The following is a 23,331-nucleotide window of genomic DNA, read 5'->3' as shown; positions in this document are numbered from 1 at the left end:
ATTGTTCCTTCACATACTTGGCATACGATTGTTCCCATTTTTTATTTCCCCCTAAGTTTATGGTCCTAAAAACTTTTAGCTGTCCATTTCCTATCAATTATTGGGCTTTTGTATGCTCTGTGTGATCACATCCGCAAGATCCACATTTCCCGTAAAGTACCGTTACTTTCTCATCTTCGAAGTGTGCAATTGTACCTTCACAATCTTGACATACGATTGTTCCCATTTTTCATTTCCCCCTAAGTTTATAATCCCAAAAACTTTTTTGTAACCGCTTAACTTTCTGTCTTTATTTTAATATGTTATACTTTTTACGTCAATAGGTTTTTAGTATAACACATTAAATATTTTAAATTTTAATTAGTATGCGATATTCAAATAAAAAACAGCCATATTTATAAGTACGACTGTTTCACATTAATTATTCTTCATATTCCGCATGTAAAGAAGTTGACGGAACTAGAAATTTGAAAAACTGAGCTAACTCCTTCGCTTCCTCTTCTGACCCTAATTTAAAAATCTCCTGTATATATTGAACATTCTCTACATCATCTCTTCCGAGTAAAGTAGACCTTCCTGTTTGCATACAAACAATGAGCGGTTTTCCAAAAAACATATTTGTATAAATAACACCAAAATCATAACGTGTATCATGTGTCATAAACCCTAAAAATCGTACCTTCACACTTTCATGCTCATCATACAATTTTTCAAACATTGGTTTCCACCTTTCTACATCACGTTTCATTACTAGTATATTAAACAAAACATGTAATACTCCTTTTAATTGTCAAAAAATTCAGTAGGATGTAGAATAATAGTATTCTACTAAGTTAGGGGGAACTTATATGCAACATGCCTTTATTACGCTTGTACCTAAATCCAATCAACAATCTGTTTCAATAGATGATATAAAACAACTTTTTCATTATTATAAAACAGTTACTTCTAAAACTGGTGCCCAAATTAATTACCCGTATACAAATACCGCTTTTCCTTATGAAATTTTAGATACATCAGCAACAACATTAAAACTTCAATCCAATCACGACCGGTATGACTCAATTTATATTGGTGTTGGTATAGAAAATGAACAATCTTTCATCCAAGTTTCTTTACCACCTAATGCAACATATGGTGACAAAGGGAAAGCGAATGAATTTTGCCGTTTTTTAGCGAAGAAATTAGAAGGAGAGTTACAATTATTTAATGGAAGAACAATGTATTTTTATAAACGTTAATTTAAAAAATAGATAATATGATTAAAAATAGTATACAATTCGAACATGTAAGAAATAAAGCTTGCTTTCTTACGTGTAATACAAAATATGCTATTACATAGGCTAAATACAGGAATACGAAAAAAAGAATAACTTTATAATGAAACTTATCACCATTCGATAATGTTAATACAGTGGAAAAGCCACTCCATAGTAGTAAATGATAAAATATAACATGTAATATTTTCATGGAACCTTCTCCTTTGACATGCTCTATTTTATTAATATATGGGGTTAAGTTTGAATCAATTACATATTATAGGATGATATATATTACCTTTGAAGTAAGTTACGCCTAAATCATTTGTTAAAGTATTATATATTCATTCGACAAGTACGTTTAAAGACCTTGCAAGTCATTTGATGAAAATAAAAATAGCCCCTCTCTTACAATAAGAGAGGGGCTATTTACATTACTTAAATTATTTTACAATGTGAATTGGCATTCCAAGAGCAACTTCAGCTGCTTCCATTGTGATTTCACCTAATGTTGGGTGAGCATGGATTGTTTGAGCGATATCTTCAGCTGTCATTCCAGCTTCGATAGCTAAACCAATCTCAGAGATAATATCAGAAGCACCTGCACCTGCAACTTGAGCACCTACAAGAAGACCATCTTCTTTACGTGTTACAAGTTGTAGGAAACCGTCAGTGCTGTTTAATGATAATGCACGACCGTTAGCAGCGAATGGGAACTTAGATACAGTTACAGTCATTCCAGCTTCTTCAGCTTGTTTTTTAGTGTAACCAACAGATGCTAATTCTGGATCAGTGAAGCATACTGCAGGAATTCCGATGTAATCGATAGCTGATGCATGGCCACTAATTGCTTCTACAGCTACTTTACCTTCGTAAGAAGCTTTGTGAGCTAATGGTGGTCCAGGAACGATATCACCGATTGCATAGATGTTTGGTACATTTGTACGACATTGCTCATCGATTTCGATGATGCCGCGGTCAGTCATTTTAACTCCAACTTGCTCAAGACCGATTTCTTGAGTGTTTGGACGACGACCTACAGTTACTAATACGTAATCTGCTTCTACAGTTTGGATTTCACCTTTAACTTCAAAGCTAACTTTTACGCCAGTTTCTGTTTCTTCAACGCCTTTAGCCATAGCTTTTGTATGGATATTTACGTTACCTTTTTTCTGTAGAGCACGTTTAACAACAGAGCTCATAGCTTTTTCGAAACCAGCTAAGATTTCGTCGCCAGCTTCTACTACAGTAACTTCTGTACCGAAGTTAGCATATGCAGTACCTAATTCCATACCGATGTAACCGCCGCCGATTACAACAAGTTTTTTAGGAATTTCAGGTAAGCTTAAAGCACCTGTAGAGTTGATAACACGTTTAGAGTATTTGAATCCTGGAATTTCGATTGGTGTAGAACCAGTTGCAAGAACAGCATTTTTAAACGTATAAGTTTGAGCTGCATCTTCAGTCATAACGCGTAATGTGTTAGCATCTACGAAGTAAGCTTCACCGCGAATGATTTCAACTTTGTTACCTTTAAGAAGGCCTTCAACACCGCCAGTTAATTTCTTAACTACGCCGTTTTTCCATTCTTGAACTTTTGTAAAGTCAACTTTTACGTTCTCTGCAGTGATACCCATGTCATCAGAATGCATTGCATTCTCATAACGATGACCTGCATTGATTAACGCTTTTGAAGGAATACATCCAACGTTTAAGCATACGCCACCAAGGTTAGCTTTTTCAATAATTGCTACCTTTTGACCTAATTGTGCTGCACGAATTGCCGCAACGTATCCACCAGGACCTGCACCAACAACGACTGTATCTAATTCAATTGGGAAATCTCCTACTACCATTGTTATTACGCCTCCATTACTAATAATTGTGGGTCATTCAATAGACGTTTAATTTGGTTTAACGCTTTTTGAGCAGTTGCGCCGTCAATTAAACGATGGTCAAAGCTTAGAGATAATGCTAATACTGGAGCTGCAACGATCTCGCCATTTTTCACAACTGGTTTTTCAGCGATACGGCCGATACCAAGGATTGCTACTTCTGGGTGATTGATAACTGGAGTGAACCATTGTCCACCTGCAGAACCAATGTTTGTAATTGTGCAAGAAGCACCTTTCATTTCAGTTGGAGCTAGACGACCTTCACGTGCTTTACCAGCAAGATCGTTGATCTCGTTAGAAATAGTGAAGATAGACTTACGATCTGTATCTTTAACAACTGGTACTAATAGACCTTTGTCTGTATCAGCTGCGATACCGATGTTGAAGTAATGTTTATGAACTACTTCTTGAGATGCATCGTCTAAAGAAGTGTTTAACATTGGGTATTCACGTAATGCAGATGTTAAAGCTTTAACAACGTACGGAAGGTAAGTTAATTTAATACCTTTGTCAGCTGCTACTGCTTTGAACTTCTTACGGTGAGCAACAAGCTCAGTTACATCAACTTCATCCATTAATGTTACGTGAGGAGCTGTATGCTTAGAGTTAACCATTGCTTTCGCAATCGCTTTACGGATACCACTCATTTTCTCACGAGTTTCTGGATATTCTCCAGCTGGAATTGGTTGTGCTTTTGGTGCTTCTTCTTTCGCTGCTGCTGGAGTAGCTTCTACTGCTACTGGAGCCTCAGTTGCTGCTACAGTTTGTCCACCATTTGCAAATGCATCGATGTCAGCTTTTACGATACGGCCATTCTTACCAGTACCAGCTACTTTATGAATGTCTACACCTTTTTCACGAGCGTATTTACGAACAGATGGCATAGCGATTACGCGCTCATTTACTACTTCTGCAGTTGCTGCTGGAGTAGCTTCCGCTGCTGGAGCTTCTACTGCTGCTTCTTCAGCTTTTGGAGCTTCATCATGATCGTCACCTTTAAATTTAAGGTTTTCGTATCCAGGAGCATCAAATTTAATTAATGTATCTCCTACGATTGCAACTGTTCCTTCTTCTACAAGTACTTCAAGTACTTTACCTTTAACAGGAGAAGGGATTTCTACTACTGCTTTATCATTTTGTACTTCAAGAAGTACATCGTCTTCATTTACTTCATCGCCTGGTTTAATAAACCATTTTACGATTTCACCTTCGTGGATACCTTCACCGATATCTGGTAGTTTAAATTCAAATGCCACGGAATTCAGCCCCCTGATTCATTTCATTATTATGGAATATGTGCAAAAGAAACCAGCATGTGCTGATTTCTTTTGCACATGAAAAACTAAAAATTAGAAGTTCATTACTTTGTTTACAGCTTCAACAATATCCTTGTGGTTTGGTAACCATACGCTCTCTGCTTGAGAGAATGGGAATACTGTATCAGCAGCTGCAACACGTACAACTGGAGCTTCTAAGTTTAAGATTGCACGGTCGTTAATTTCCGCTACAACGTTAGCTGCAATACCAGCTTGTTTTTGAGCTTCTTGAACTACAACTACGCGACCTGTTTTTTCAACAGAAGCGATGATTGTTTCGATATCTAATGGTTGAACTGTACGTAAGTCAACAACCTCTAAAGAGATACCTTCTTTTTCAAGTTCTTCAGCAGCTTTTAATGCAGCGTGAACCATAGCACCGTAAGCGATAACAGATACATCTGTACCTTCACGTTTGATATCAGCTTTGCCTAAATCAATTGTGTATTCGCCTTCTGGTACATCTTGGCGGAATGAACGATACAATTTCATATGCTCTAAGTAGATAACTGGATCGTTGTCACGAATCGCAGAGATTAAAAGACCTTTAGCATCGTATGGAGTAGATGGAATAACAACTTTTAGACCAGGTTGTTGAGCCACTAATCCTTCTAAGCTATCAGCATGTAGTTCAGGAGTATGAACACCACCACCGAATGGAGAACGAACTGTTACTGGAGCAGTCCAACGTCCACCAGAACGGTAACGCATACGAGCCAATTGACCAGAAATTGAATCCATTACTTCAAAAACGAAACCGAAGAATTGGATTTCTGGAACTGGACGGAATCCTTCAAGTGCAAGACCAACTGCAAGTCCACCAATACCAGACTCTGCAAGTGGAGTATCCATTACACGATCTTCACCAAATTCAGCTTGTAAACCTTCAGTAGCACGGAATACACCGCCGTTTACACCAACGTCTTCACCAAATACAAGTACGTTAGGATCATTTTTCATTTCAACGCGTAAAGCATCAGTGATTGCTTGAATCATTGTCATTTGAGCCATGGCTTACTTCGACTCCTTTTCTTTGTAGATTTCATATTGTTCAGCTAAGTTGTAAGGCATTTTTTCGTACATGATTTCCATTAAATCAGTTACTTTTTGTTTTGGAGCTTGGTCAGCCTTAGCAATTGCTTGTTTGATATCTTCTTTTGCTTCTTCGATTACTGTCTCTTCAACTTCTTGAGACCATAGGCCTTTAGCTTCTAAGAACTTACGGAAGCGTACGATTGGGTCTTTTTGTTCCCATTCGTTTTCGATATCTTTTGTACGGTAACGAGTTGGGTCATCACCAGCCATTGTATGTGGACCGTAACGGAATGTTAAAGTCTCGATTAAAGTAGGACCTTCGCCATTTACTGCGCGCTCACGAGCGAAAGCAGTTGCTGCGTATACAGCTAATGGATCCATACCGTCTACTTGAATTCCGTAAATACCTGCTGCTACTGCTTTTTGTGCTACAGTTTTAGCTGCAGATTGCTTTTCTACTGGAGTAGAGATTGCATAACGGTTGTTTTGAACAACGAAGATTGCTGGAGCTTTGAATGCACCTGCAAAGTTCATACCTTCGTAGAAGTCACCTTGTGAAGCACCACCGTCACCAGTGTAAGTAATTGCAACAGATTTTTTACCACGTAGTTTCATACCTAACGCAACACCAGCAGTTTGGATGATTTGCGCACCGATAATGATTTGTGGAGCTAATGCATTTACATTCTCAGGCATTTGGTTACCCATGAAGTGTCCACGAGAGAATAAGAATGCTTGATATAATGGAAGTCCGTGCCATACTAATTGTGGTACATCACGGTATCCTGGTAAGATGAAGTCTTCTGCTTCAAGTGCGAAATGACTCGCTAATTGAGAAGCTTCTTGTCCAGCTGTAGGTGCGTAGAAACCTAAACGTCCTTGACGGTTTAAAGAAATAGAACGTTGATCTAATACGCGAGTATACACCATACGACGCATTAATTCTTTTAATTGATCATCAGATAATTCAGGCATAGCTGCTTCATTCACAACTTCACCGTTTTCATTTAAAATTTGTAATGTTTCAAATTGAGCTGCGATAGCTTTCATTTGCTCATCAACATTAAATAGGGTCTTTTTTGTTTTAGTACCCATTCCGTTCACCTCTTCCTCTCTTGAACCATATTCTGAAACGCTTTCACTGGCTATTTTCCAGTTTAAAAAGCGCAACGATGTAAACCAACATGTTTATCTGTCGGTTGAGAATAATTTTGTGTACCTAACAATCTGTACTAATGTTTTTTCAGAAACATATTAATACAATCTTGATCACGTTTTTTAGTTTACAACTATTCTAATTACGATGTCAATTACTTTGAATACGTTTTTTTATAAATAATATGCAGGTTTCTACTACACAAACGTGTTTTTATTTTTTACATCTGTATTAGTAAGCATTGACCTACTGTTATATTATTCCCTTTTTCACTTATTTTTTCTCTTAGAATAATATGTAAACGATTTAATTCTCTTTAGTTTTTCTCTCTTCGTAACAAAAATATACAAACTATCCTTCCTTTTTTAGGTAAATACCTATACATTTCTACCCTCTCTTCCATACATTATAGTAACCGCAGTATTAGCGGGAAATGATAAAGGAGGTCATCTCATGTACGGATACTCATATTGCTATCCAACTTGTTCATATCCTTCCTACGGTTATGGCGGTTCTTGTGGCGGGTCTGGACGCGGCTTCGCCTTAATCGTTGTGTTGTTTATTCTTTTAATTATCGTTGGTGCTGCTTGCATTCGCTAATGTAAAACGAAACAACTATGGAAAGAAAAAGACGGCTTTGCCGTCTTTTTCTGTTTATCACATACATAAATACTCTATAATAGAACGATTTCCAAAATACCTTCCCTTTCTTGCCGATGACTTTTTCCATCTCCTTTGGTAGACTAAAGAGAAAAGGAGAGATTACATATGCTTACAATGAAAGATGTTATTCGCGAAGGAGATCCTATTTTGCGCAACGTTGCAGAAGATGTTTCATTACCGGCAAGCGAAAAAGATACAACTACCCTAAAAGAAATGATTGAATTTGTAATAAATAGCCAAGATCCTGAAATGGCTGAAAAATATAGTTTACGCCCTGGAATCGGATTAGCGGCTCCGCAAATCGGTGTTTCAAAAAAAATGATTGCAGTTCATGTAACCGATGCGGACGGTACATTATATAGCCATGCATTATTCAATCCAAAAATCATTAGCCATTCTGTTGAACGTACATATTTACAGGGCGGTGAAGGCTGTCTATCTGTAGACCGCGAAGTACCTGGTTATGTTCCTCGTTATACAAGAATTACAGTAAAAGCAACTTCTATTAACGGGGAAGAAGTAAAATTACGTTTAAAAGGTTTACCAGCAATCGTATTCCAACACGAGATTGACCATTTAAATGGCGTTATGTTCTATGACCATATCAATAAAGAAAATCCTTTTGCCGCTCCTGATGATTCCAAACCTCTAGAGCGATAATAATAAAGAGGCGGAAGTTAATCTTCCGCCTCTTTATTATGAAATGGGTTCCATATTCACTTATAGCAATCCAGCCCACTTTAGTCCATGATATATACCGTCTTCACTAACATCCTTTGTCACATGATTTGCAAGTTTTTTCAAGTCTTCATGGCCATTTCCCATCACAATACCTGTGCCAACGGCTTCGATCATTTCTAAATCATTTAAACCATCTCCAAATGCATACACTTGATCACGATTAAAACCTAACTTTTCAATGTATTTCTCAATTCCTTTTGCCTTAGAACCACCATTCGGAATGATATCCATTGAATATGCATGCCAACGAATAAAATGAAAATCTGGATAATGATTAATAAACTTTTCCTCTTCATTTACTTCACAAAAAAGTAGTGTTTGATAAATATTACGTTCCTCATAAAAATTAGGCTCATATGGTGGATGCTCAAAGTTTAAGCTTCCAAAGCCTTCTTTCACATAATCATGATATTCCACTGATGCTCTCATATCTTGATGGTCAAGATATACAAGTGGATATCCTTCTTGTTTTGCAAACTGAGTAAACTTATGTAAAGAATCTGGATGTAACGGATTATTAAATATTACCTCATCTTCAAAGACAACGTATTGTCCATTAAAACTAACATAATTATGTATATCAAGTTCCTTACGAATATCTTCGAACATAAATGGCGCGCGCCCTGTCGCAATTGCTACATGTACACCTTTTTCTTGTAACTGTTTTACTGCATCTCGTGTAGATTGTGGAATTTTTTTATCATGATCTAATAATGTTCCATCAATATCAAAAAAGACAATTTTATCATTCATTTGTCAAAATCCTTTCTGGCACTCTATATTCCTATTTTGAATATCACTTTTCAAATTCTAAAAAAAAGTATAACATATTAAACATCTGTGAAGAAAGCGTTCCCTTTCTGACCTTATTTGTAAACTTTGCATATATATATTAGTAAAACATGTGGATACTTGTTCGGATGAATTTTCTTTTCCATTCTTCCTCATACTATACCTATAACTAACGGCTACTAATCGTTACTATAGAATAACTTTCACTGTATGGGAAAGGACAAGACTCACCATTCACTTTTGTCCTATCTCTTATATCAGAGATAGAATTTTCACTAGTAATATGCATGTTTAAAATAAGGAAAGGAAGGAGTAATCATGCTGAAGAAGCTGAAGAAAAAGCTCAAGCGTTATTTAAACGGTCTAGTCCGTAAAAAGACAATCGCTTAAATTGTGCCCATTTCGGGCTTTTTCTTCATTCTCATTCGAAAAAACATGAAAATCGTGACTGTTTGCTTTATAATAAGTAACAGATAATGCAAAACATAGACAAGGAGAGGTTTTCCAAATGATTTTTAAAGTATTTTATCAAGAAAAATTAACTGAGGTTCCAGTACGTGAAAATACAAAAGTTTTATATTTAGAGGCTACGTCTGAAAAGGATGTTCGTACAAAATTAAATAAGTTCGCATATAATATCGAGTTTGTTCAGTCTGTTACTGGCGCTCATCTTGAATATGAAAAAGAAAACGCTGATTTAACATTAGCGGAAATCGTATAGCGATATGAAATTTCTAAAAAACGACCAAGTTGCTGTATTTGCTCTCGGTGGGCTTGGTGAAATCGGTAAAAATACATACGCTGTTCAATTTCAAGATGAAATTATTATAATTGATGCTGGAATTAAATTTCCAGAGGACGAACTTCTCGGAATCGATTATGTAATACCAGACTACACTTATTTTGTGCGAAACGAAGATAAAATTAAAGGGTTATTCATTACACATGGTCACGAAGATCATATCGGCGGAATCCCTTACCTATTACGTCAAGTGAACATCCCGATTTACGGCGGAAAATTAGCAATTGCACTCATCAAAAACAAATTAGAAGAACACGGCTTACTTCGTAAAGCAAAACTTTACGAAATTCAAGAAGATGACGTTATTAAATTCAAAAAAACGTCTGTATCCTTCTTCCGTACAACTCACAGTATTCCAGATTCGTACGGCGTTGTTGTGAAAACACCTCAAGGTCAAGTTGTTCATACAGGTGATTTCAAATTTGATTTCACACCAGTTGGTGAACCAGCTGATTTAACAAAAATGGCTGAAATCGGTAAAGATGGCGTGCTATGTCTATTATCTGATAGTACGAACAGTGAAGTTCCAAACTTTACTATGTCTGAGCGTCGCGTTGGTGATAGCATTCAAGACATTTTCCGTAAAGTAGACGGACGGATTATATTCGCAACCTTTGCATCAAATATTCACCGCTTACAACAAGTTATTGAAGCTGCTGTTGAAAACAACCGTAAAGTAGCTGTGTTTGGTCGAAGTATGGAAGCAGCGATTGAAATCGGACAAAACCTTGGTTATATTCGTTGCCCGAAAGATACATTCATAGATGCATCTCAACTAAACCGCTTACCAGCTAATAAAGTTGTTATTTTATGTACAGGTAGTCAAGGTGAACCGATGGCAGCACTTTCACGTATTGCAAACGGTACACACCGCCAAATTCAAATTATTCCTGGAGATACAGTTGTTTTCTCTTCTTCACCAATTCCAGGAAATACAATTAGCGTAAGTCGTACAATTAACATGTTGTACCGCGCTGGCGCTGATGTAATTCACGGGAAACTTTCAAATATCCATACAAGTGGACACGGTGGGCAAGAAGAACAAAAGTTAATGTTACGTCTAATTAAACCGAAGTACTTCATGCCAATTCATGGTGAATATCGTATGCAGCGTATGCACATGAACATAGCAAATGATTGTGGTATCCCTGAAGAAAATTGCTTCATTATGGATAATGGCGATGTTCTTGCTTTACGTTCTGATGAAGCTAGCGTAGCTGGAAAAATCCCATCTGGTTCGGTCTACATTGATGGAAACGGTATTGGGGATATCGGCAATATCGTATTACGAGATCGTCGTATCCTTTCTGAAGAAGGACTTGTAATTGTAGTTGTAAGCATTGATATGAAAGAATTTAAAGTTGCAGCAGGACCTGATATCATCTCACGCGGTTTCGTTTACATGCGTGAAAGCAGCGATTTAATCAATGATGCACAAACATTAATTACAACTCATTTAGAAAAAGTAATGGAGCGTAAAACAACACAATGGTCTGAAATTAAAAATGAAATTACAGACACATTAGCTCCATTCCTATATGAGAAAACGAAACGCCGTCCAATGATTTTACCAATCATTATGGAAATATAAGAAAAAGGACAATGCTATGAAGGCATTGTCCTTTTCTTTTCTCTTATCTTAAAAAGTGTTTAAATCGATCCACTTCATCGTCATGACCAATGACAATTAATATATCTCCTGCTTGAATATTCTCCGTAGCCCGAGGGGATACGATAACTTCTTTACCTCGTTTAATTGCTACAATATTCAATCCAAACTTCGCACGAATATCTAATTCAATTAAAGAGTGCCCATCAATTTTTTTATTCGCAATAATCTCTACAATACTATGCTCATCTGAAAGCTCAAGGTAGTCTAACACATTGCTTGATGCAATATTATTAGCAATCCTTTTTCCCATATCACGTTCTGGATGCACAATATGATCTGCACCTATTTTACTTAACACTTTTTCATGATAATCATTTTGAGCTTTTACAGTAATATTTTTTACACCCAATTCTTTCAAAATCAAAGTAGTTAAAATACTTGAATTTAAATTATCTCCAATAGCAACGACTACGTGATCAAAATTTCGAATACCAAGGCTTTTTAATACCATCTCATCTGTTGAATCTGCAATTACAGCATGCGAAGCTATATTTGCAAATTCATTAATTTTATCCTCATCTGAATCGATTGCCATTACTTCCATACCTAATTGAGCTAGTTCTCGGCAAATACTTCCACCAAAGCGACCAAGTCCAATGACAGCAAACTCTTTTTCTTTCTCACCCACAGGAATTCCTCCAATAACTTCAAGTACTATTTATTTTCAGTGTAACACACTTTATATGCGTCACAAAAACTGTAATTAGCTCTTATTTTTGTTTTTGTATATAAAAATATTGTTGCAAGTAAAAAGCGATACCAACAAGTAACATAGCAAATACAAATATATTTCCAAACGAACTAAATGTTTCAAAAACGAATAATAATGTTTCTTGACCAAAAAAGGCAAATAGCAGCTGTATGAATGCAAATAACAACGCCCATATGTAATGATGTTGATGAAATAAATAATGCGTTGCACCTAAAAAAGCAATAAACGAAAAGATAAAGATCCACCAATTTTCTAAAAATAGTTGCCAATTAGAAAATTGATATCCATTTACTAATATCGCAATAAGCGCGATAACTGCCATCGTCGGCACACTCCAAAATAATGCCCGTCCTCTAAAGAAACGAGTGCCTTTAACATCTCCTTTTTCATGTGCAATATATGTTAGTACTACTGTGCTTATATACAAAACAGAAAGAATTGTTAAAACGATAATGAGCCAAAAATGTAATTGATAATATTCATGTTCTATATTTGTCACGATTGCAGCTAACATACACGGAATTAACATTCCCGTCCAACCATCTACTTTTCTTTCATTCCAAAAGACCGTATTACCAATCCTTATTCCTAACAGCATAAAAATAATGATACCCAATACAAATAACGTAGTTTTATTCCCTACTAAACTCGTTGAGAAAGCAATTAATCCAATAAATAAAAAGAGCACAAACCCATTCATAATTTCTAGTACAGGTGATAAATATCTCTTCACCCATTTGTATGTTTCGTCATATTCATTATTATCTACTAGACGATAGGCATAAAAACTTATCCCAAAATAAACCGCCGCAATAATAACATACGCATATAAGACGAAACATAAAATCGCACTGCTAATTTGCACGTAATTCCCCCACCCTTTTTTCTATGTTTCACATTGATTTTACACACTTTTCATACTAAAAGTAAACATATATAAGTTAGTCAAATAATTAATAATGAGCAGTGGCTAAAAACCCCCTGCTCATTATTAAAACAGTCCAATTAACTTTATTCTTTCATTTGTATATAAACGCCTAAAATCAATCTATACGAGCGTTACTTACACCTCAGAACAAAATTTTTTTTGGAAACTTCAAGAAAGCGGAAGTTTTATTTTCTATTCCCTTTCCACTTTACATATTGGCTTAAAAATGTAATTGCCTTTTCAATCACTTCTTCGTCTGGCTTTAATTTCGCATGATGTAAACCATATTCTGAATTTACTCCAAGCCAAAACATAAATCCAGGGATTTCTCGAAGCATATAACCAAAATCTTCACCTGTCATTGCCTCAGTACATGTAATAACATTCATATCTGTTTGTTTATGTACAAATTGCATAAACTCTCTCGTTAACTCTTCATGGTTATATACTTGATGATACATTGCTCCGTAATCTATAATCGCCTCACACTGGAAAGAAGCTTCGATACCTGCAACAATTGCCTCAATTCTGCTTTTCACACGCTTCATTGATTCTACTGATAATGTTCGAATCGTTCCTTCTAAACGAGATTTTTCTGCAATAATATTTTGAACCGTACCACCTGTAATTTTTCCGATTGTAATTACTGCACTATCAAGAGGATTTACATTGCGACTAATAACGGATTGAAGCTGTGTAACAAGATGACTCGCTGCAACAATCATATCATTTGCAGTATGCGGATAGGCAGCATGGCCACCTTTCCCTTTTAAATCGATATATAATTCTGAAGTATTGGCAAATAACAGTCCTTCTTTCGTTGCAATTGTCCCTACAGCGTATTCTGGTGCAATATGAAGACCAAGAATTATATTTGGTTTCCATTCTTTTAACTCTTCACTTTCTAACATAGGAAGAGCACCGCCTGGTCCTTCTTCTGCTGGCTGGAATAGAAATACAAGGTCATCATCTATTCTTTCGCTCACAGCTTTCGTTAGAAGGCCTAAACCGATTGTTGTATGTACATCATGGCCACATGCATGCATCATTCCTTCATGAATAGAAGCAAACTCATATCCAGTTTCCTCTGTAATTGGTAAACCGTCTATATCTGCACGATAACCTATTATTTTTTCTGGATCTTTTCCATTTACTTTAACGATTACACCCGTTTTCCATGTCTTCACTTCCACAAATTCATGAGAAAGCGTTCCTATATAATCTAAAATATACTGTTGTGTTTTCCATTCCTTAAATCCGATTTCTGGAATTCTATGTAGATCTCTACGAATTTGGACAAATTTGCTTACTGTCATTTTTGCACCTCTATCTATAAAAAGCGTAAGAGCCCATTTACGCTCTTACGCTTTTTTTCTTTTTATTTCTCTGGGTTTAATTGACGAAGCTCTTGTTTAATTTCTGTTTTTGCTTTTGTCTTCTCATCAATTTCTTTAATTACACGTGCTGGAGTACCTGCAACAACTGTGTATGGAGGCACATCTTCTGTTACAACAGCTCCCGCTGCTACAACTGCACCTTTACCTACTGTAACACCCTCTAAAACAACTACGTTTGCACCGATTACTACATCATCTTCAACGATAACTGGTTTTGCAGAAGGTGGCTCAATAACACCTGCAAGTACAGCACCTGCACCTACGTGACAGTTTTTACCGACTGTTGCACGTCCACCAAGTACTGCGTTCATGTCGATCATAGAACCTTCACCAATTACAGCACCAATGTTAATTGTTGCATTCATCATAATTACAGCGTTGTCACCAATTTCAACATGGTCACGAATAATAGCACCGGGCTCGATGCGAGCTTTAATACCTTTTAAATCAAGCATTGGGATTGCAGAATTACGACGATCGTTTTCTACAACGTAGTCAACGATGTGCTTATTATTCTCATCAAGAATTGTCTTAATTTCAGACCATTCTCCGAATAATACACCTGATTTTTTATTCACAAATGCTTGTACTGTTTCAGGGAATGTTACTTCTTTTAAATCCCCTTTTATGTATACCTTTACAGGAGTTTTCTTTTCACTTTTTTGAATAAACGAAATAATTTCGTTAGCGTCCATCATTTTCATTCTTGTTGCCTCCTAAATCCATTTATAATGTTACTCTACCAAACGAAAGAGCGAGTAGCAAGATAATAATCTTATTTTTCCCTTTGAATTTCTTCTATAATTTCTAAAAATGCTTGTACTTGCTTCAACTGCCTTGCTGAGTCACTTGTTAACAACCATGTTTCTCTCGTCAATTGAACAGGTGTTTTATACATATTTTCCTGTACTTCCTTTAAAACAGTAGAAGGTAAAAGGGCATAACCTATACCATTTAAAACAAGTTGTTTGCATGTTTCAATTTGGTCAACTACAATCGTTCGCTTAGGCGGATTAGAAAATAAACCATACCACCAATTTTGTATTTGTCCATAATAAGTCGAGTCACTTTTAAATTGAATGAACGGCCTATTTGTTTCTTTTAGCATCGAAATATCTTTTATTTCTTTATCAACTAAATACAGTTCATCTTCAAATAATTTTTGCTTTTGACCTTTATATTCTTGTGTTCCCCTCAGTATAGCAACATGAACGTCTCCTTCATAAAACTGCTTTTGCACTTCACTACTCCATCCAGTAAACAGCGATATCTTTACAGAAGGATATTTATGCACAAACTTTTTCAAAACAGGAGGAAGCCAATATTGACCAATAACTGATGCAACAGCTATTTTTAACGTTCCATGAGTTTCCGTTCTAAAAACAGCTAGCTCACTTTTTATATCCTCTTCCTTTTGCAACATTTCTTTGGCATAATTTGCAACTTTTTCCCCTTCAGGTGTAATTGTCAATCCTTTTTGTGAGCGAATAAAAAACTTCATTCCCCATTGTTTCTCCATAGATTGTAATCGTTGACTCAGCGCAGGTTGGGAAACAAATAAACGTTCCGCCGCTTTTCTCATATTTGATTCCTGAGCTAACACAACCATCATTTGAAAATCATCAATTTGCAACTTTCTCCCTCTTTCCTTAGCTTCCATACACCTTATTTCAACAAGCTTTCATTCAGAAAATACAATTTTCCAGCGCAAACTTTCCTTATGTTTTATGTCTTTTTAAATATAATACATACACAAGTGATATGCACGAAAAAAAGTGACTTCTTCGTTTCTATGAAGTCACTTTTCTCACGTTATCGATTATGTTGCCTTACTTTCTTATTCAACAATTTTAAAATAGCACGACGTGTTAAAATCCCCTCAAAATAGCCTTCTTCATTAACAGCACAAATAAAAGGATGATCAATTGTCATTTCTAAAGCTTTTGCAAATGAATCTTCTAATTTAAGAAAAGGTATATCTTCCTTCATCACCTGCTCTACTTTCATATCATCAAGTCTTTCAAACTCAATACGCTCTAATCCTAACATACCATCTAATATCATGGCAGTACTAATCAAACCATGTAATTTATACATTGGATCTAAGACAGGTATCGCCGAATATCCAGATTTCACAAGAACGAGTAAAGCATGTTCTAAACCATTTCCAATTTGGACATGAGCTACTTTTTCCGATGAAATCATTAAATCCTTCACAAGAATTTGTTGAAATTCGTCTTTCGGAATACTAATCATATTACATCCCCCATTTTCCCTTTTTCCTGCTTATGTTCATAACTCTATTCACATTTTATGACAGCGTTTTCATATTATTATTTTGTCCTAAATTTATTTCAATAAAAATACAATCACACAGCTATTTTAGCATACAGCACAAAAAAAAGACTACCATTCCGGTAGCGCTTAATACCCTTTATTTTTTAATCTGTAAAATAACCTTGTGATTTTTTTATATTGCATCACATCCGTCTGTTTCAAACCATTCTCAATATCTGTAAGTTCCACAGCTAAAATTTCACTTGCATAATTTTGCTGAAATAAAATATCTAGTAGTAAACTTTCTTCTTCCTTCGTTAAAACAACTTCCCTTTGCATATACCCCTCTCCTTACAATCGCATCGTTACTCTTATTATATAAAAAATTTAACCTATTTAATAGATGTAATATTCAGTTTTTACCAAAAGATATGTAGCAATTGTAAACATACAAAAAGTCATTTCGTATATCGATTTGCATAGCTAAACGCCGCATAAGCATCCGGCTTAATTTTTGCAGTTAATCCCATCGCTCGAATTTTTTCTGTCATATCTAAAATAAATTCCTTTGTTAAACCATCATTCCCAATGTCTAAATGAATTTCCATTATGAATCCAGCCCCATCTTGAGCATAAGGATGCAATAACTCCCATATTGTTTGTATATGAGTAGGTGTAAATAGACATGCGATTTCTTGACTAAACTGCGTTTCTAAATATATTTTCTCACGTAAGGTTGCTGGCTTATCTTTTACTGATCTATGGTGTAAACAACCCCAGGCACCTTTTCCAACACGATGAATATGGATTGCTGTAATAAACCTCGTATCCTTTTGATGTGCTTGCGAGTCTGTCCCAATGGATAATCGATATAAATTTCGTGGATCCTTTTCAATGAAACTACAAATACGGCTAAAGACCATATCAAAATTTAAATGTCTCTCTGAAACATTGTAAAATTTATGTGCACCGTCCACAGAGTCACGTCCTTTCAATTAGACAGACTTTTCGTATTCTCATTGTATGGGACAAAAACTAAAATTATAACTTCCTATCCTTTATTCGTTTCAATATTTCGAATTACAAAGTGACAAACTTGGCACGTATAAATTACATTTTGATTAGATTGAGCCGTTAATACATGAGTAATCTCAGCAGAGCTTTGACAATTAGGACAAATCACAACTGGTAAATGTTCCATACGATAACCTCCTAGTTATATTTCTCCCACTATTTGCAGAACCCAGCAATTGTGAGAAGTTTAGCTTCACATATTCATCCGGTTGGCGGGACTACTTATCCACATGGATAGGCAAACTTACACAGATTAAATTTTCATTTTAATACCATTGTAGGAAAAATAAAAAAATTCTATACATTACGCTGGAAAGTAATAGAACTAAAAAAGGTACTGCCATATGGCAGTACCTTTTTTATATGTATCAAGAAATGATATCGTAAATCTCAATTGCAACCATGTCGATATTATCGAATTGGTACACTTGAGGTTTTTCACCTTGTTGATACACTTCTAACTCATACATTTCACTTTTATCGAAAAATTTCACGCTACATTTGCGCTCACCGTTCACTTCAAAATAGCGTTGTGCTACTTCACCGCTTTCAGCTTGTTCTTGTAGACTAACAAGTCGAGTTAAAATTCCTTGGAGTAGAGACATGAAATCTCTCCTTTCTCTGATCTTCCTACCAATAGGTTTTACAGCTATACTCATTCTATCCGTCATAACAGAAAAAATGTTCCACACTCTAGGATAAAGGTTATTGGCCAGAAACTCAACTAAAAATTTGTCGAAATGCGAAGGAAAAAACAGAAAGAACATATTTCCCCTTCTTTATTGCGGTTTTTATACTGGAAGAATATAATAAAAAACAGAAAAAAGGAGGAATTACAATGAAAAAAATTGAGGTTTATACACAACCTGATTGTCCGCCATGTGTTATTGTTAAAGAATTTTTGAAGCATAATAACGTTGCATATGAAGAATTTGACGTAAAAAAAGACGCTGCTGCTCGCAATCGTCTTTTAAACGACTATGATTCTTATTCAACTCCAACAGTCGTAATTGATGGCGAAGTAGTTGCAGGTTTTCAAATTGAAAAGTTACAAAAACTACTCAATATAGAATAGGAATAGGTAAATACCTATCCCTATTCTTATCCCGCTATTTGTAGGTAGTAAAACCCAAAAAATTTAGCTAAAGCAAAGGAGTTAGATGGGCTAGTAATCCCTCCCACTGATTAAAAGTTTCACTTTATAATTGTTGCAACCTTTTTATTTCAGTTAAGAGTTCCTGACTTTCATGATATCCTGCTAACTTCCATTTATCTTGATCCCTTTTCAATGTTACAATTTGATATTGTCCACTTTTTGTCCGCTCATATACATATAAATTTTTATGTTCTTCATCATACGATATTTTCGTTTCTGAATTAAAAGAAAACGGTGCTTCTTTTGCCGGAAGTAAATATTCACCACTTTGTTTATCACTTCTGCTATTTTCATCTGTAAACACTTGAAGGAAATTATCTGTAAAATACGGTGATAACGTCTCTATCATCTTATTCATCGGCAAATGCTTCCCACGAATTGAAAACTGGGTTTCATAGCCTTTTTGTATCGTTGTAAATACTTCTTTCCGATCAACTTTCACTTCCTCTTTCCCTAAAACAGTCGTAACACTATAACCAACTAGAAAGGCAACACATACAAATAGAACAAGCCATATTCCATATTTCCTCATTTTTTCACCTTCCTTTTAAAAGAACTTGTCTTTGTAGTATTCATTGTAACAATGATTATGCAAAGAAAGGACAGATTTCGTTCGTAAAATCTTTACAACGATAGACAGCATTTTCATCACCATTTTCACTATTACCAATTTATGATAAAAACAAACAAAAAATGCACGAATCTCTTCGTGCATTAAAATAAAACATCTTCTTCATATAAATATTCATAAGATAAATCTATAAATAAAAAGTTGTCATCATCTATTGGGAAAGAAAATGTTCGTACCATTTCGCCCGTTTCGATATCTGCATATAAATCTGAAAGCCTTGCCTTATTCTCAAAACGCATTTTCATGATATTCTCGAGAAAATACGGGCGCCAACTCCAGTTCTTCATATAATAATCCGGCATCACAATCCATTCTCCATCTTTTTTCATAACATTTCCTGATTGTTGGAAACCATCTTCATTACAAATAAATATACGAAAACTACACTGTGATACACTTTGACTAAATTGTAATAACCAATCATTTATATCTTCATTCTTTTTTTGTTTTGATAAAACATCGCCAATGCGATCGCGTAACATCTCTGTCAAATTATAAATTTTTTGTAACTTCTTCTTTTCATGCTGAATAAACTGATGACATTCATTACCAAGTCGCTCTTTCAAAACATTCGTTTCAATAAAATCAGGTAAACATTCTTTCAAATAATTACCTTGATAATATCTTCCGCCGTTCTTCCAAGCATATTGCAGTTGATAAAAAGCATCTATTTCTTCATATAACAAAGTTGCACCAATTCTTCTAGCAAGTAATGATAAAGAATATAAAATATCTTGATAAGATTGTAAAAGTGCTGTTTGCCTTAAATTCGTTAAATCTACTTTTAAAATATCAGGTGCTAACACGCTAATACGCTCTAAATTACTTGTGCCCGTTCCGACTTTATTAATCGAAATTTGAATACCATATGTACGATAATACATAAGCAAATGATTAAATTGCTCTATATCTTCTTTACATTCATGTTCTGTAATCTCTAAAACAATTTGTTTTAAATTTAAACCTTGTTCTTCATACCTCAATAAAAGTTGAAGCAAGCTTTCATCATCATCATTCATTAATACATTAGCATTCCGATGTATAAATAATAATAATTTTTGATCGCTTTCTAAATAACGATTTAAAGCTTTTTCTACTATAATATTATCCGCTTCCAGTTGAAATTCACTTGGAATCGAATCATCGTGAAAGAAAGAAGCTAAACTTTGTATGCCCTCTTCTGTTTGAATACGTCCTACTACTTCATATCCAATTACAGTATGCTCATCAGCACTAAAAATAGCTTGATAATAAGGAAGGACTTTATCCAAGTTACTCATTACATCTAATGCATCTATCAACGTGCTTCCCTCCCTTTACTTTTCAAAAATTATAACATGATATTTACGGAAAAATAATAAAAAATCCCTTCAGTTTTCCTGAAGGGATTAGAGGGGTAAAATGCTAAGGGGAATTAGCAATTCTACTATGAAGAAAAAAGAGGTCTTAAATATAACGTATATATGACCTCTTGTAAACACTTTTCTTTCATATGTCACAATTCCGTCACATTTAACCATAAAAAAATGAATCAAACATTCATTTTTTTATCCCTTTTAAAATGGATATTGATGTAAATGTTGTCCTCCATCCATTGTCATGCAAGTTCCATTTATGTACGCAGCTTCATCTGAGCATAAATAATAAGCTAGACCAGCGATTTCTTCTGGCGTACCCAGCCTTCCAAGCGGAACACTTTGTATCGTACGCTTAGCCATTTCTTCTGAAATCCATAATTTATCAGCACCGCCCGTACGTTCAATTGGTCCTGGCGCGATAGCGTTAACTCGTATTCCATATTTACGTCCCCACTCAACAGCGAGCGTCTTCGTCATCGCTAATACCCCTGCCTTCGCTGCAGCCGAATGAATAACTCCTGGACCTGCATCCCATGCATATGTTGCTACCATGTTAATGATATTCCCTTTTATACCTTTTTCAATCCAATATTTTCCGACAGCATGGCTACAGTAAAATGTACCGTTTAACACAATATTAATGACTGAATTCCAACCATTCACAGATAAATCTTCTGCTGGACAAATAAAGTTTCCAGCTGCATTATTTATTAAAACATCAATTCGACCAAACTTCTCATCAATCTGTTCAATCATTTTCTGAATGTCATCCGTATTTCTTACATCCATTTGTACAGGTAATACTTGCCCCGGAAATTGTTCAATTTCCAACTTTGTTTCCTCTAGTTTTTCCTTTGTACGTCCTGTAATAACAACTCGTGCCCCTTCTTTTGCAAAACGAGTCGCCATTCCTTTTCCCATTCCACTCGATCCACCTGTTATAATAACTACCTTCTCTTTCACATACATCCCCTCCAAAAAATGAATACACATTCATTTTATCACTTTATTTAATAGAAATCTTTATATTTTTAAACTTTTCTGATATTTTAATGTAAAGAATTTTCTTTTCATTCATTTTTTTTCGTAATCTATACTAAATTTTTATTATGTAAAGTATATTTTAAATAAACTGAAAGGAGATTCGAGTAGCCTATAAATGGAATAAAAACATTGAGGTATACTCATATTTTTATGAAGCACATTACAAGAAGAAATTTTTTAAAAATTGGTATGCGCACTTGTCTCTATTCATTTATAACCAGTGGCATTGGATACTACTATGCTAAATATATAGAACCCCATTTCATTTCTTTTACACAGCACACATTAAAATCACAACTCATCCCAAAAAGTTTTCATGGTATGAAAATTCTTCAATTCAGCGATTTACATCTTGGATACTATTTCTCGCTTCAACATTTATCTCAAGTTGTTTCTAAAATTAATGCTGTAAATCCAGATATTGTCCTTTTTACTGGAGATCTCATTGATAATTACCAAACGTATACTGACACTCCTTTCGTTGCATCCATTTTAAAAAATATACAAGCCCCCTTCGGTAAATTCGCTATTTATGGTAACCATGATCACGGTGGATATGGAACTGAATACTATGAGCACATCATGCGTGAATCTGGATTTGAACTATTGCTAAATAATGAAAAAAGAATTCGTCTAATGGATAATAGTGAGATTTCTATTTTCGGTCTCGATGATATACTACTAGGCAAACCCAAAATAGAGAAAACATTAGAGCATGCACGACAAAATACTTATAACATTGTTCTTGTTCACGAACCAGATATCGCGCCCCAAGTTTCCAGATATCCAATCAACTTGCAACTTTCTGGTCATAGCCACGGCGGACAAGTACAAATTCCTTTTTTAGGAGCTATTATTACACCATCACTCGCCAAAGACTATATTGAAGGCTTCTATACAATTCAAGATTTAACTCTCTATGTTAATCGAGGCCTAGGAAGAACGCGTGTTCCATTCCGTTTTATGTCAAAACCTGAAATTACACTTTTTACACTCCAACATTCGTAATAATTCGCCTATTTTCTTGCATATCCTTTCTTGTACGCGCTCATCCACGTTTCATTTACCATATGATGAAAGTGAGTCCAATAAAGGAGGTATGTTCATGTATCCATATTATCAACCAATCCCAGTCCGTTCAGCACCTATTGGTCCAGTAGGCGACTCACGCTTCTTCCCGTTTTTTGGCGTTCCCTTTCTAGCTGGAATTGCTGGTGGATTACTCGGCGGAGCATTAGCTTTCGGCCCTCGACCATTTTACCCACCTTATCCACCACCTTTCCCGCCGCCAGCACCTTATCCTTGTTACGGTGGACCATGTCAACAACCATACTATTACTAAGTTAAAATAACGATTATTTCAAATGTTATTCTCTCAACGAGCCACCTTATTACACGCTTATAATAAAACTATTGTTTCTAC

General features: G+C 35.4%; 29 protein-coding genes. 8 read left to right on the top strand and 21 right to left on the bottom strand.

All coding sequences use genetic code 11. The annotated features are described in order from the left end of the window. Nucleotides 1-97: 97 nt before the first annotated feature. Nucleotides 98-226 (bottom strand): GapA-binding peptide SR1P, encoded by a 129-nt coding sequence (locus tag MR160_RS02760; protein WP_000536778.1) that lies wholly within the window; start codon nt 224-226, stop codon nt 98-100. Between the two features lie 195 nt (nt 227-421). Further along, a complete protein-coding gene (locus MR160_RS02755) occupies nt 422-718 on the bottom strand; it encodes a DUF3055 domain-containing protein (RefSeq protein ID WP_000462038.1) in 297 nt (98 codons plus the stop codon). Nucleotides 719-848: 130 nt separating this feature from the next. Between MR160_RS02755 and MR160_RS02750 the strand changes: the two genes are divergently transcribed. Beyond that, nucleotides 849-1,241: a DUF1885 family protein gene (locus MR160_RS02750; RefSeq protein ID WP_001163295.1), complete on the top strand. Its 393-nt coding sequence runs from the start codon at nt 849-851 to the stop codon at nt 1,239-1,241. 1 nt (nt 1,242) lies between these two features. Here MR160_RS02750 and MR160_RS02745 read toward each other — a convergent pair whose 3' ends face one another. The 5 genes from MR160_RS02745 to pdhA all read right to left on the bottom strand — a co-directional run bounded on the left by MR160_RS02745 (nt 1,243) and on the right by pdhA (nt 6,600). Continuing rightward, nucleotides 1,243-1,470, bottom strand: coding sequence for a hypothetical protein (locus MR160_RS02745; protein ID WP_000697469.1), 228 nt, complete (start codon nt 1,468-1,470; stop codon nt 1,243-1,245). Between the two features lie 232 nt (nt 1,471-1,702). Next, a complete protein-coding gene (gene lpdA, locus MR160_RS02740) occupies nt 1,703-3,115 on the bottom strand; it encodes a dihydrolipoyl dehydrogenase (RefSeq protein ID WP_000260104.1) in 1,413 nt (470 codons plus the stop codon). Nucleotides 3,116-3,120: 5 nt separating this feature from the next. Further along, nucleotides 3,121-4,410: a pyruvate dehydrogenase complex dihydrolipoyllysine-residue acetyltransferase gene (gene pdhC, locus MR160_RS02735; protein WP_044783000.1), complete on the bottom strand. Its 1,290-nt coding sequence runs from the start codon at nt 4,408-4,410 to the stop codon at nt 3,121-3,123. Nucleotides 4,411-4,503: 93 nt separating this feature from the next. After that, nucleotides 4,504-5,481 (bottom strand): pyruvate dehydrogenase complex E1 component subunit beta, encoded by a 978-nt coding sequence (gene pdhB, locus MR160_RS02730; protein ID WP_000068163.1) that lies wholly within the window; start codon nt 5,479-5,481, stop codon nt 4,504-4,506. Between the two features lie 3 nt (nt 5,482-5,484). Next, complete coding sequence (gene pdhA, locus MR160_RS02725; protein ID WP_000536895.1) at nt 5,485-6,600, bottom strand: pyruvate dehydrogenase E1 component subunit alpha; 1,116 nt, start codon at nt 6,598-6,600, stop codon at nt 5,485-5,487. A gap of 514 nt (nt 6,601-7,114) precedes the next feature. Here pdhA and MR160_RS02720 point away from each other — a divergent pair. Together MR160_RS02720 and def are read left to right on the top strand one after the other, a co-directional pair. Next, on the top strand, nt 7,115-7,261 hold the full coding sequence (locus MR160_RS02720; RefSeq protein ID WP_000274562.1) for a YjcZ family sporulation protein: 147 nt from the start codon (nt 7,115-7,117) through the stop codon (nt 7,259-7,261). A gap of 168 nt (nt 7,262-7,429) precedes the next feature. Then, nucleotides 7,430-7,984, top strand: coding sequence for a peptide deformylase (gene def / locus MR160_RS02715; RefSeq protein ID WP_000957043.1), 555 nt, complete (start codon nt 7,430-7,432; stop codon nt 7,982-7,984). A gap of 60 nt (nt 7,985-8,044) precedes the next feature. Here the strand turns inward: def and MR160_RS02710 are convergent, their stop codons facing one another. Further along, entirely contained in the window at nt 8,045-8,818 is a 774-nt protein-coding gene (locus MR160_RS02710; RefSeq protein WP_000998271.1) for a Cof-type HAD-IIB family hydrolase, read from the bottom strand. Between the two features lie 547 nt (nt 8,819-9,365). Between MR160_RS02710 and MR160_RS02705 the strand changes: the two genes are divergently transcribed. Beyond that, nucleotides 9,366-9,578, top strand: coding sequence for a DNA-dependent RNA polymerase subunit epsilon (locus MR160_RS02705; protein WP_000576435.1), 213 nt, complete (start codon nt 9,366-9,368; stop codon nt 9,576-9,578). Between the two features lie 4 nt (nt 9,579-9,582). After that, nucleotides 9,583-11,250: a ribonuclease J1 gene (gene rnjA, locus MR160_RS02700; RefSeq protein ID WP_000670375.1), complete on the top strand. Its 1,668-nt coding sequence runs from the start codon at nt 9,583-9,585 to the stop codon at nt 11,248-11,250. 43 nt (nt 11,251-11,293) lie between these two features. On the opposite strand, the gene MR160_RS02695 is transcribed toward rnjA, so the two are convergent. From MR160_RS02695 to MR160_RS02650, 10 genes are all read right to left on the bottom strand, one after another. Then, complete coding sequence (locus MR160_RS02695) at nt 11,294-11,959, bottom strand: potassium channel family protein (RefSeq protein ID WP_000504032.1); 666 nt, start codon at nt 11,957-11,959, stop codon at nt 11,294-11,296. 82 nt (nt 11,960-12,041) lie between these two features. Continuing rightward, nucleotides 12,042-12,908, bottom strand: coding sequence for a hypothetical protein (locus tag MR160_RS02690; protein ID WP_001167320.1), 867 nt, complete (start codon nt 12,906-12,908; stop codon nt 12,042-12,044). A 248-nt stretch (nt 12,909-13,156) separates the two neighbouring features. Further along, a complete protein-coding gene (locus tag MR160_RS02685) occupies nt 13,157-14,287 on the bottom strand; it encodes an N-acetyldiaminopimelate deacetylase (protein WP_242297051.1) in 1,131 nt (376 codons plus the stop codon). A 62-nt stretch (nt 14,288-14,349) separates the two neighbouring features. Then, entirely contained in the window at nt 14,350-15,072 is a 723-nt protein-coding gene (gene dapD, locus MR160_RS02680) for a 2,3,4,5-tetrahydropyridine-2,6-dicarboxylate N-acetyltransferase (RefSeq protein WP_000783241.1), read from the bottom strand. 71 nt (nt 15,073-15,143) lie between these two features. Beyond that, nucleotides 15,144-16,028, bottom strand: coding sequence for a LysR family transcriptional regulator (locus MR160_RS02675; protein WP_003261853.1), 885 nt, complete (start codon nt 16,026-16,028; stop codon nt 15,144-15,146). 152 nt (nt 16,029-16,180) lie between these two features. Next, on the bottom strand, nt 16,181-16,624 hold the full coding sequence (gene cbpB / locus MR160_RS02670) for a cyclic-di-AMP-binding protein CbpB (RefSeq protein ID WP_000623573.1): 444 nt from the start codon (nt 16,622-16,624) through the stop codon (nt 16,181-16,183). A 168-nt stretch (nt 16,625-16,792) separates the two neighbouring features. After that, nucleotides 16,793-16,984 (bottom strand): antirepressor AbbA, encoded by a 192-nt coding sequence (abbA, locus tag MR160_RS02665; protein ID WP_001188692.1) that lies wholly within the window; start codon nt 16,982-16,984, stop codon nt 16,793-16,795. Nucleotides 16,985-17,103: 119 nt separating this feature from the next. Further along, a complete protein-coding gene (locus tag MR160_RS02660; RefSeq protein WP_000348492.1) occupies nt 17,104-17,622 on the bottom strand; it encodes a ribonuclease H-like YkuK family protein in 519 nt (172 codons plus the stop codon). 74 nt (nt 17,623-17,696) lie between these two features. Next, complete coding sequence (locus tag MR160_RS02655) at nt 17,697-17,846, bottom strand: hypothetical protein (protein ID WP_000400650.1); 150 nt, start codon at nt 17,844-17,846, stop codon at nt 17,697-17,699. A gap of 241 nt (nt 17,847-18,087) precedes the next feature. Then, a complete protein-coding gene (locus tag MR160_RS02650; RefSeq protein ID WP_000055151.1) occupies nt 18,088-18,324 on the bottom strand; it encodes a YkuJ family protein in 237 nt (78 codons plus the stop codon). 233 nt (nt 18,325-18,557) lie between these two features. Between MR160_RS02650 and MR160_RS02645 the strand changes: the two genes are divergently transcribed. Next, nucleotides 18,558-18,794: a glutaredoxin family protein gene (locus tag MR160_RS02645; protein WP_000717872.1), complete on the top strand. Its 237-nt coding sequence runs from the start codon at nt 18,558-18,560 to the stop codon at nt 18,792-18,794. Between the two features lie 124 nt (nt 18,795-18,918). Here the strand turns inward: MR160_RS02645 and MR160_RS02640 are convergent, their stop codons facing one another. The 3 genes from MR160_RS02640 to fadH form a co-directional block, all read right to left on the bottom strand. After that, on the bottom strand, nt 18,919-19,407 hold the full coding sequence (locus MR160_RS02640; protein ID WP_001233816.1) for a DUF3993 domain-containing protein: 489 nt from the start codon (nt 19,405-19,407) through the stop codon (nt 18,919-18,921). A 182-nt stretch (nt 19,408-19,589) separates the two neighbouring features. Next, a complete protein-coding gene (locus tag MR160_RS02635; RefSeq protein WP_000564306.1) occupies nt 19,590-20,807 on the bottom strand; it encodes an EAL domain-containing protein in 1,218 nt (405 codons plus the stop codon). A gap of 255 nt (nt 20,808-21,062) precedes the next feature. Continuing rightward, nucleotides 21,063-21,827 carry a 2,4-dienoyl-CoA reductase gene (fadH, locus tag MR160_RS02630; protein WP_000660913.1) on the bottom strand — a complete coding sequence of 255 codons (765 nt, stop codon included), beginning with the start codon at nt 21,825-21,827 and terminating at the stop codon, nt 21,063-21,065. A 231-nt stretch (nt 21,828-22,058) separates the two neighbouring features. On the opposite strand from fadH, the gene MR160_RS02625 reads away from it, so the two are divergent. Both MR160_RS02625 and MR160_RS02620 read left to right on the top strand, forming a co-directional pair. Further along, a complete protein-coding gene (locus tag MR160_RS02625) occupies nt 22,059-22,916 on the top strand; it encodes a metallophosphoesterase (protein ID WP_002082238.1) in 858 nt (285 codons plus the stop codon). Between the two features lie 97 nt (nt 22,917-23,013). After that, nucleotides 23,014-23,250: a hypothetical protein gene (locus MR160_RS02620; RefSeq protein ID WP_000283738.1), complete on the top strand. Its 237-nt coding sequence runs from the start codon at nt 23,014-23,016 to the stop codon at nt 23,248-23,250. The last annotated feature ends 81 nt before the right edge of the window (nt 23,251-23,331 follow it).

The organism is Bacillus cereus group sp. BfR-BA-01382 (genome assembly GCF_022663475.1).
Taxonomy (GTDB): domain Bacteria; phylum Bacillota; class Bacilli; order Bacillales; family Bacillaceae_G; genus Bacillus_A; species Bacillus_A thuringiensis_S.
The sequence above is the reverse complement of the archived record's forward strand: the minus strand, read 5'-3'. Positions and strand labels throughout refer to the sequence as shown.

What these genes read in the sequence shown, in the direction of transcription:
- MR160_RS02745 (WP_000697469.1), bottom strand. Translation starts at nt 1,470, where the DNA reads ATGAAAATATTACATGTTATATTTTATCATTTACTACTATGGAGTGGC.
- MR160_RS02720 (WP_000274562.1), top strand. Translation starts at nt 7,115, where the DNA reads ATGTACGGATACTCATATTGCTATCCAACTTGTTCATATCCTTCCTAC.
- abbA (WP_001188692.1), bottom strand. Translation starts at nt 16,984, where the DNA reads ATGCAAAGGGAAGTTGTTTTAACGAAGGAAGAAGAAAGTTTACTACTA.
- MR160_RS02620 (WP_000283738.1), top strand. Translation starts at nt 23,014, where the DNA reads ATGTATCCATATTATCAACCAATCCCAGTCCGTTCAGCACCTATTGGT.
- MR160_RS02645 (WP_000717872.1), top strand. Translation starts at nt 18,558, where the DNA reads ATGAAAAAAATTGAGGTTTATACACAACCTGATTGTCCGCCATGTGTT.
- rnjA (WP_000670375.1), top strand. Translation starts at nt 9,583, where the DNA reads ATGAAATTTCTAAAAAACGACCAAGTTGCTGTATTTGCTCTCGGTGGG.
- lpdA (WP_000260104.1), bottom strand. Translation starts at nt 3,115, where the DNA reads ATGGTAGTAGGAGATTTCCCAATTGAATTAGATACAGTCGTTGTTGGT.
- def (WP_000957043.1), top strand. Translation starts at nt 7,430, where the DNA reads ATGCTTACAATGAAAGATGTTATTCGCGAAGGAGATCCTATTTTGCGC.
- MR160_RS02710 (WP_000998271.1), bottom strand. Translation starts at nt 8,818, where the DNA reads ATGAATGATAAAATTGTCTTTTTTGATATTGATGGAACATTATTAGAT.
- pdhB (WP_000068163.1), bottom strand. Translation starts at nt 5,481, where the DNA reads ATGGCTCAAATGACAATGATTCAAGCAATCACTGATGCTTTACGCGTT.
- MR160_RS02755 (WP_000462038.1), bottom strand. Translation starts at nt 718, where the DNA reads ATGTTTGAAAAATTGTATGATGAGCATGAAAGTGTGAAGGTACGATTT.
- MR160_RS02655 (WP_000400650.1), bottom strand. Translation starts at nt 17,846, where the DNA reads ATGGAACATTTACCAGTTGTGATTTGTCCTAATTGTCAAAGCTCTGCT.
- MR160_RS02640 (WP_001233816.1), bottom strand. Translation starts at nt 19,407, where the DNA reads ATGAGGAAATATGGAATATGGCTTGTTCTATTTGTATGTGTTGCCTTT.
- MR160_RS02750 (WP_001163295.1), top strand. Translation starts at nt 849, where the DNA reads ATGCAACATGCCTTTATTACGCTTGTACCTAAATCCAATCAACAATCT.
- MR160_RS02705 (WP_000576435.1), top strand. Translation starts at nt 9,366, where the DNA reads ATGATTTTTAAAGTATTTTATCAAGAAAAATTAACTGAGGTTCCAGTA.
- cbpB (WP_000623573.1), bottom strand. Translation starts at nt 16,624, where the DNA reads ATGATTAGTATTCCGAAAGACGAATTTCAACAAATTCTTGTGAAGGAT.
- MR160_RS02625 (WP_002082238.1), top strand. Translation starts at nt 22,059, where the DNA reads ATGAAGCACATTACAAGAAGAAATTTTTTAAAAATTGGTATGCGCACT.
- MR160_RS02675 (WP_003261853.1), bottom strand. Translation starts at nt 16,028, where the DNA reads ATGGAAGCTAAGGAAAGAGGGAGAAAGTTGCAAATTGATGATTTTCAA.
- MR160_RS02685 (WP_242297051.1), bottom strand. Translation starts at nt 14,287, where the DNA reads ATGACAGTAAGCAAATTTGTCCAAATTCGTAGAGATCTACATAGAATT.
- dapD (WP_000783241.1), bottom strand. Translation starts at nt 15,072, where the DNA reads ATGAAAATGATGGACGCTAACGAAATTATTTCGTTTATTCAAAAAAGT.
- pdhA (WP_000536895.1), bottom strand. Translation starts at nt 6,600, where the DNA reads ATGGGTACTAAAACAAAAAAGACCCTATTTAATGTTGATGAGCAAATG.
- MR160_RS02650 (WP_000055151.1), bottom strand. Translation starts at nt 18,324, where the DNA reads ATGTCTCTACTCCAAGGAATTTTAACTCGACTTGTTAGTCTACAAGAA.
- MR160_RS02760 (WP_000536778.1), bottom strand. Translation starts at nt 226, where the DNA reads ATGGGAACAATCGTATGTCAAGATTGTGAAGGTACAATTGCACACTTC.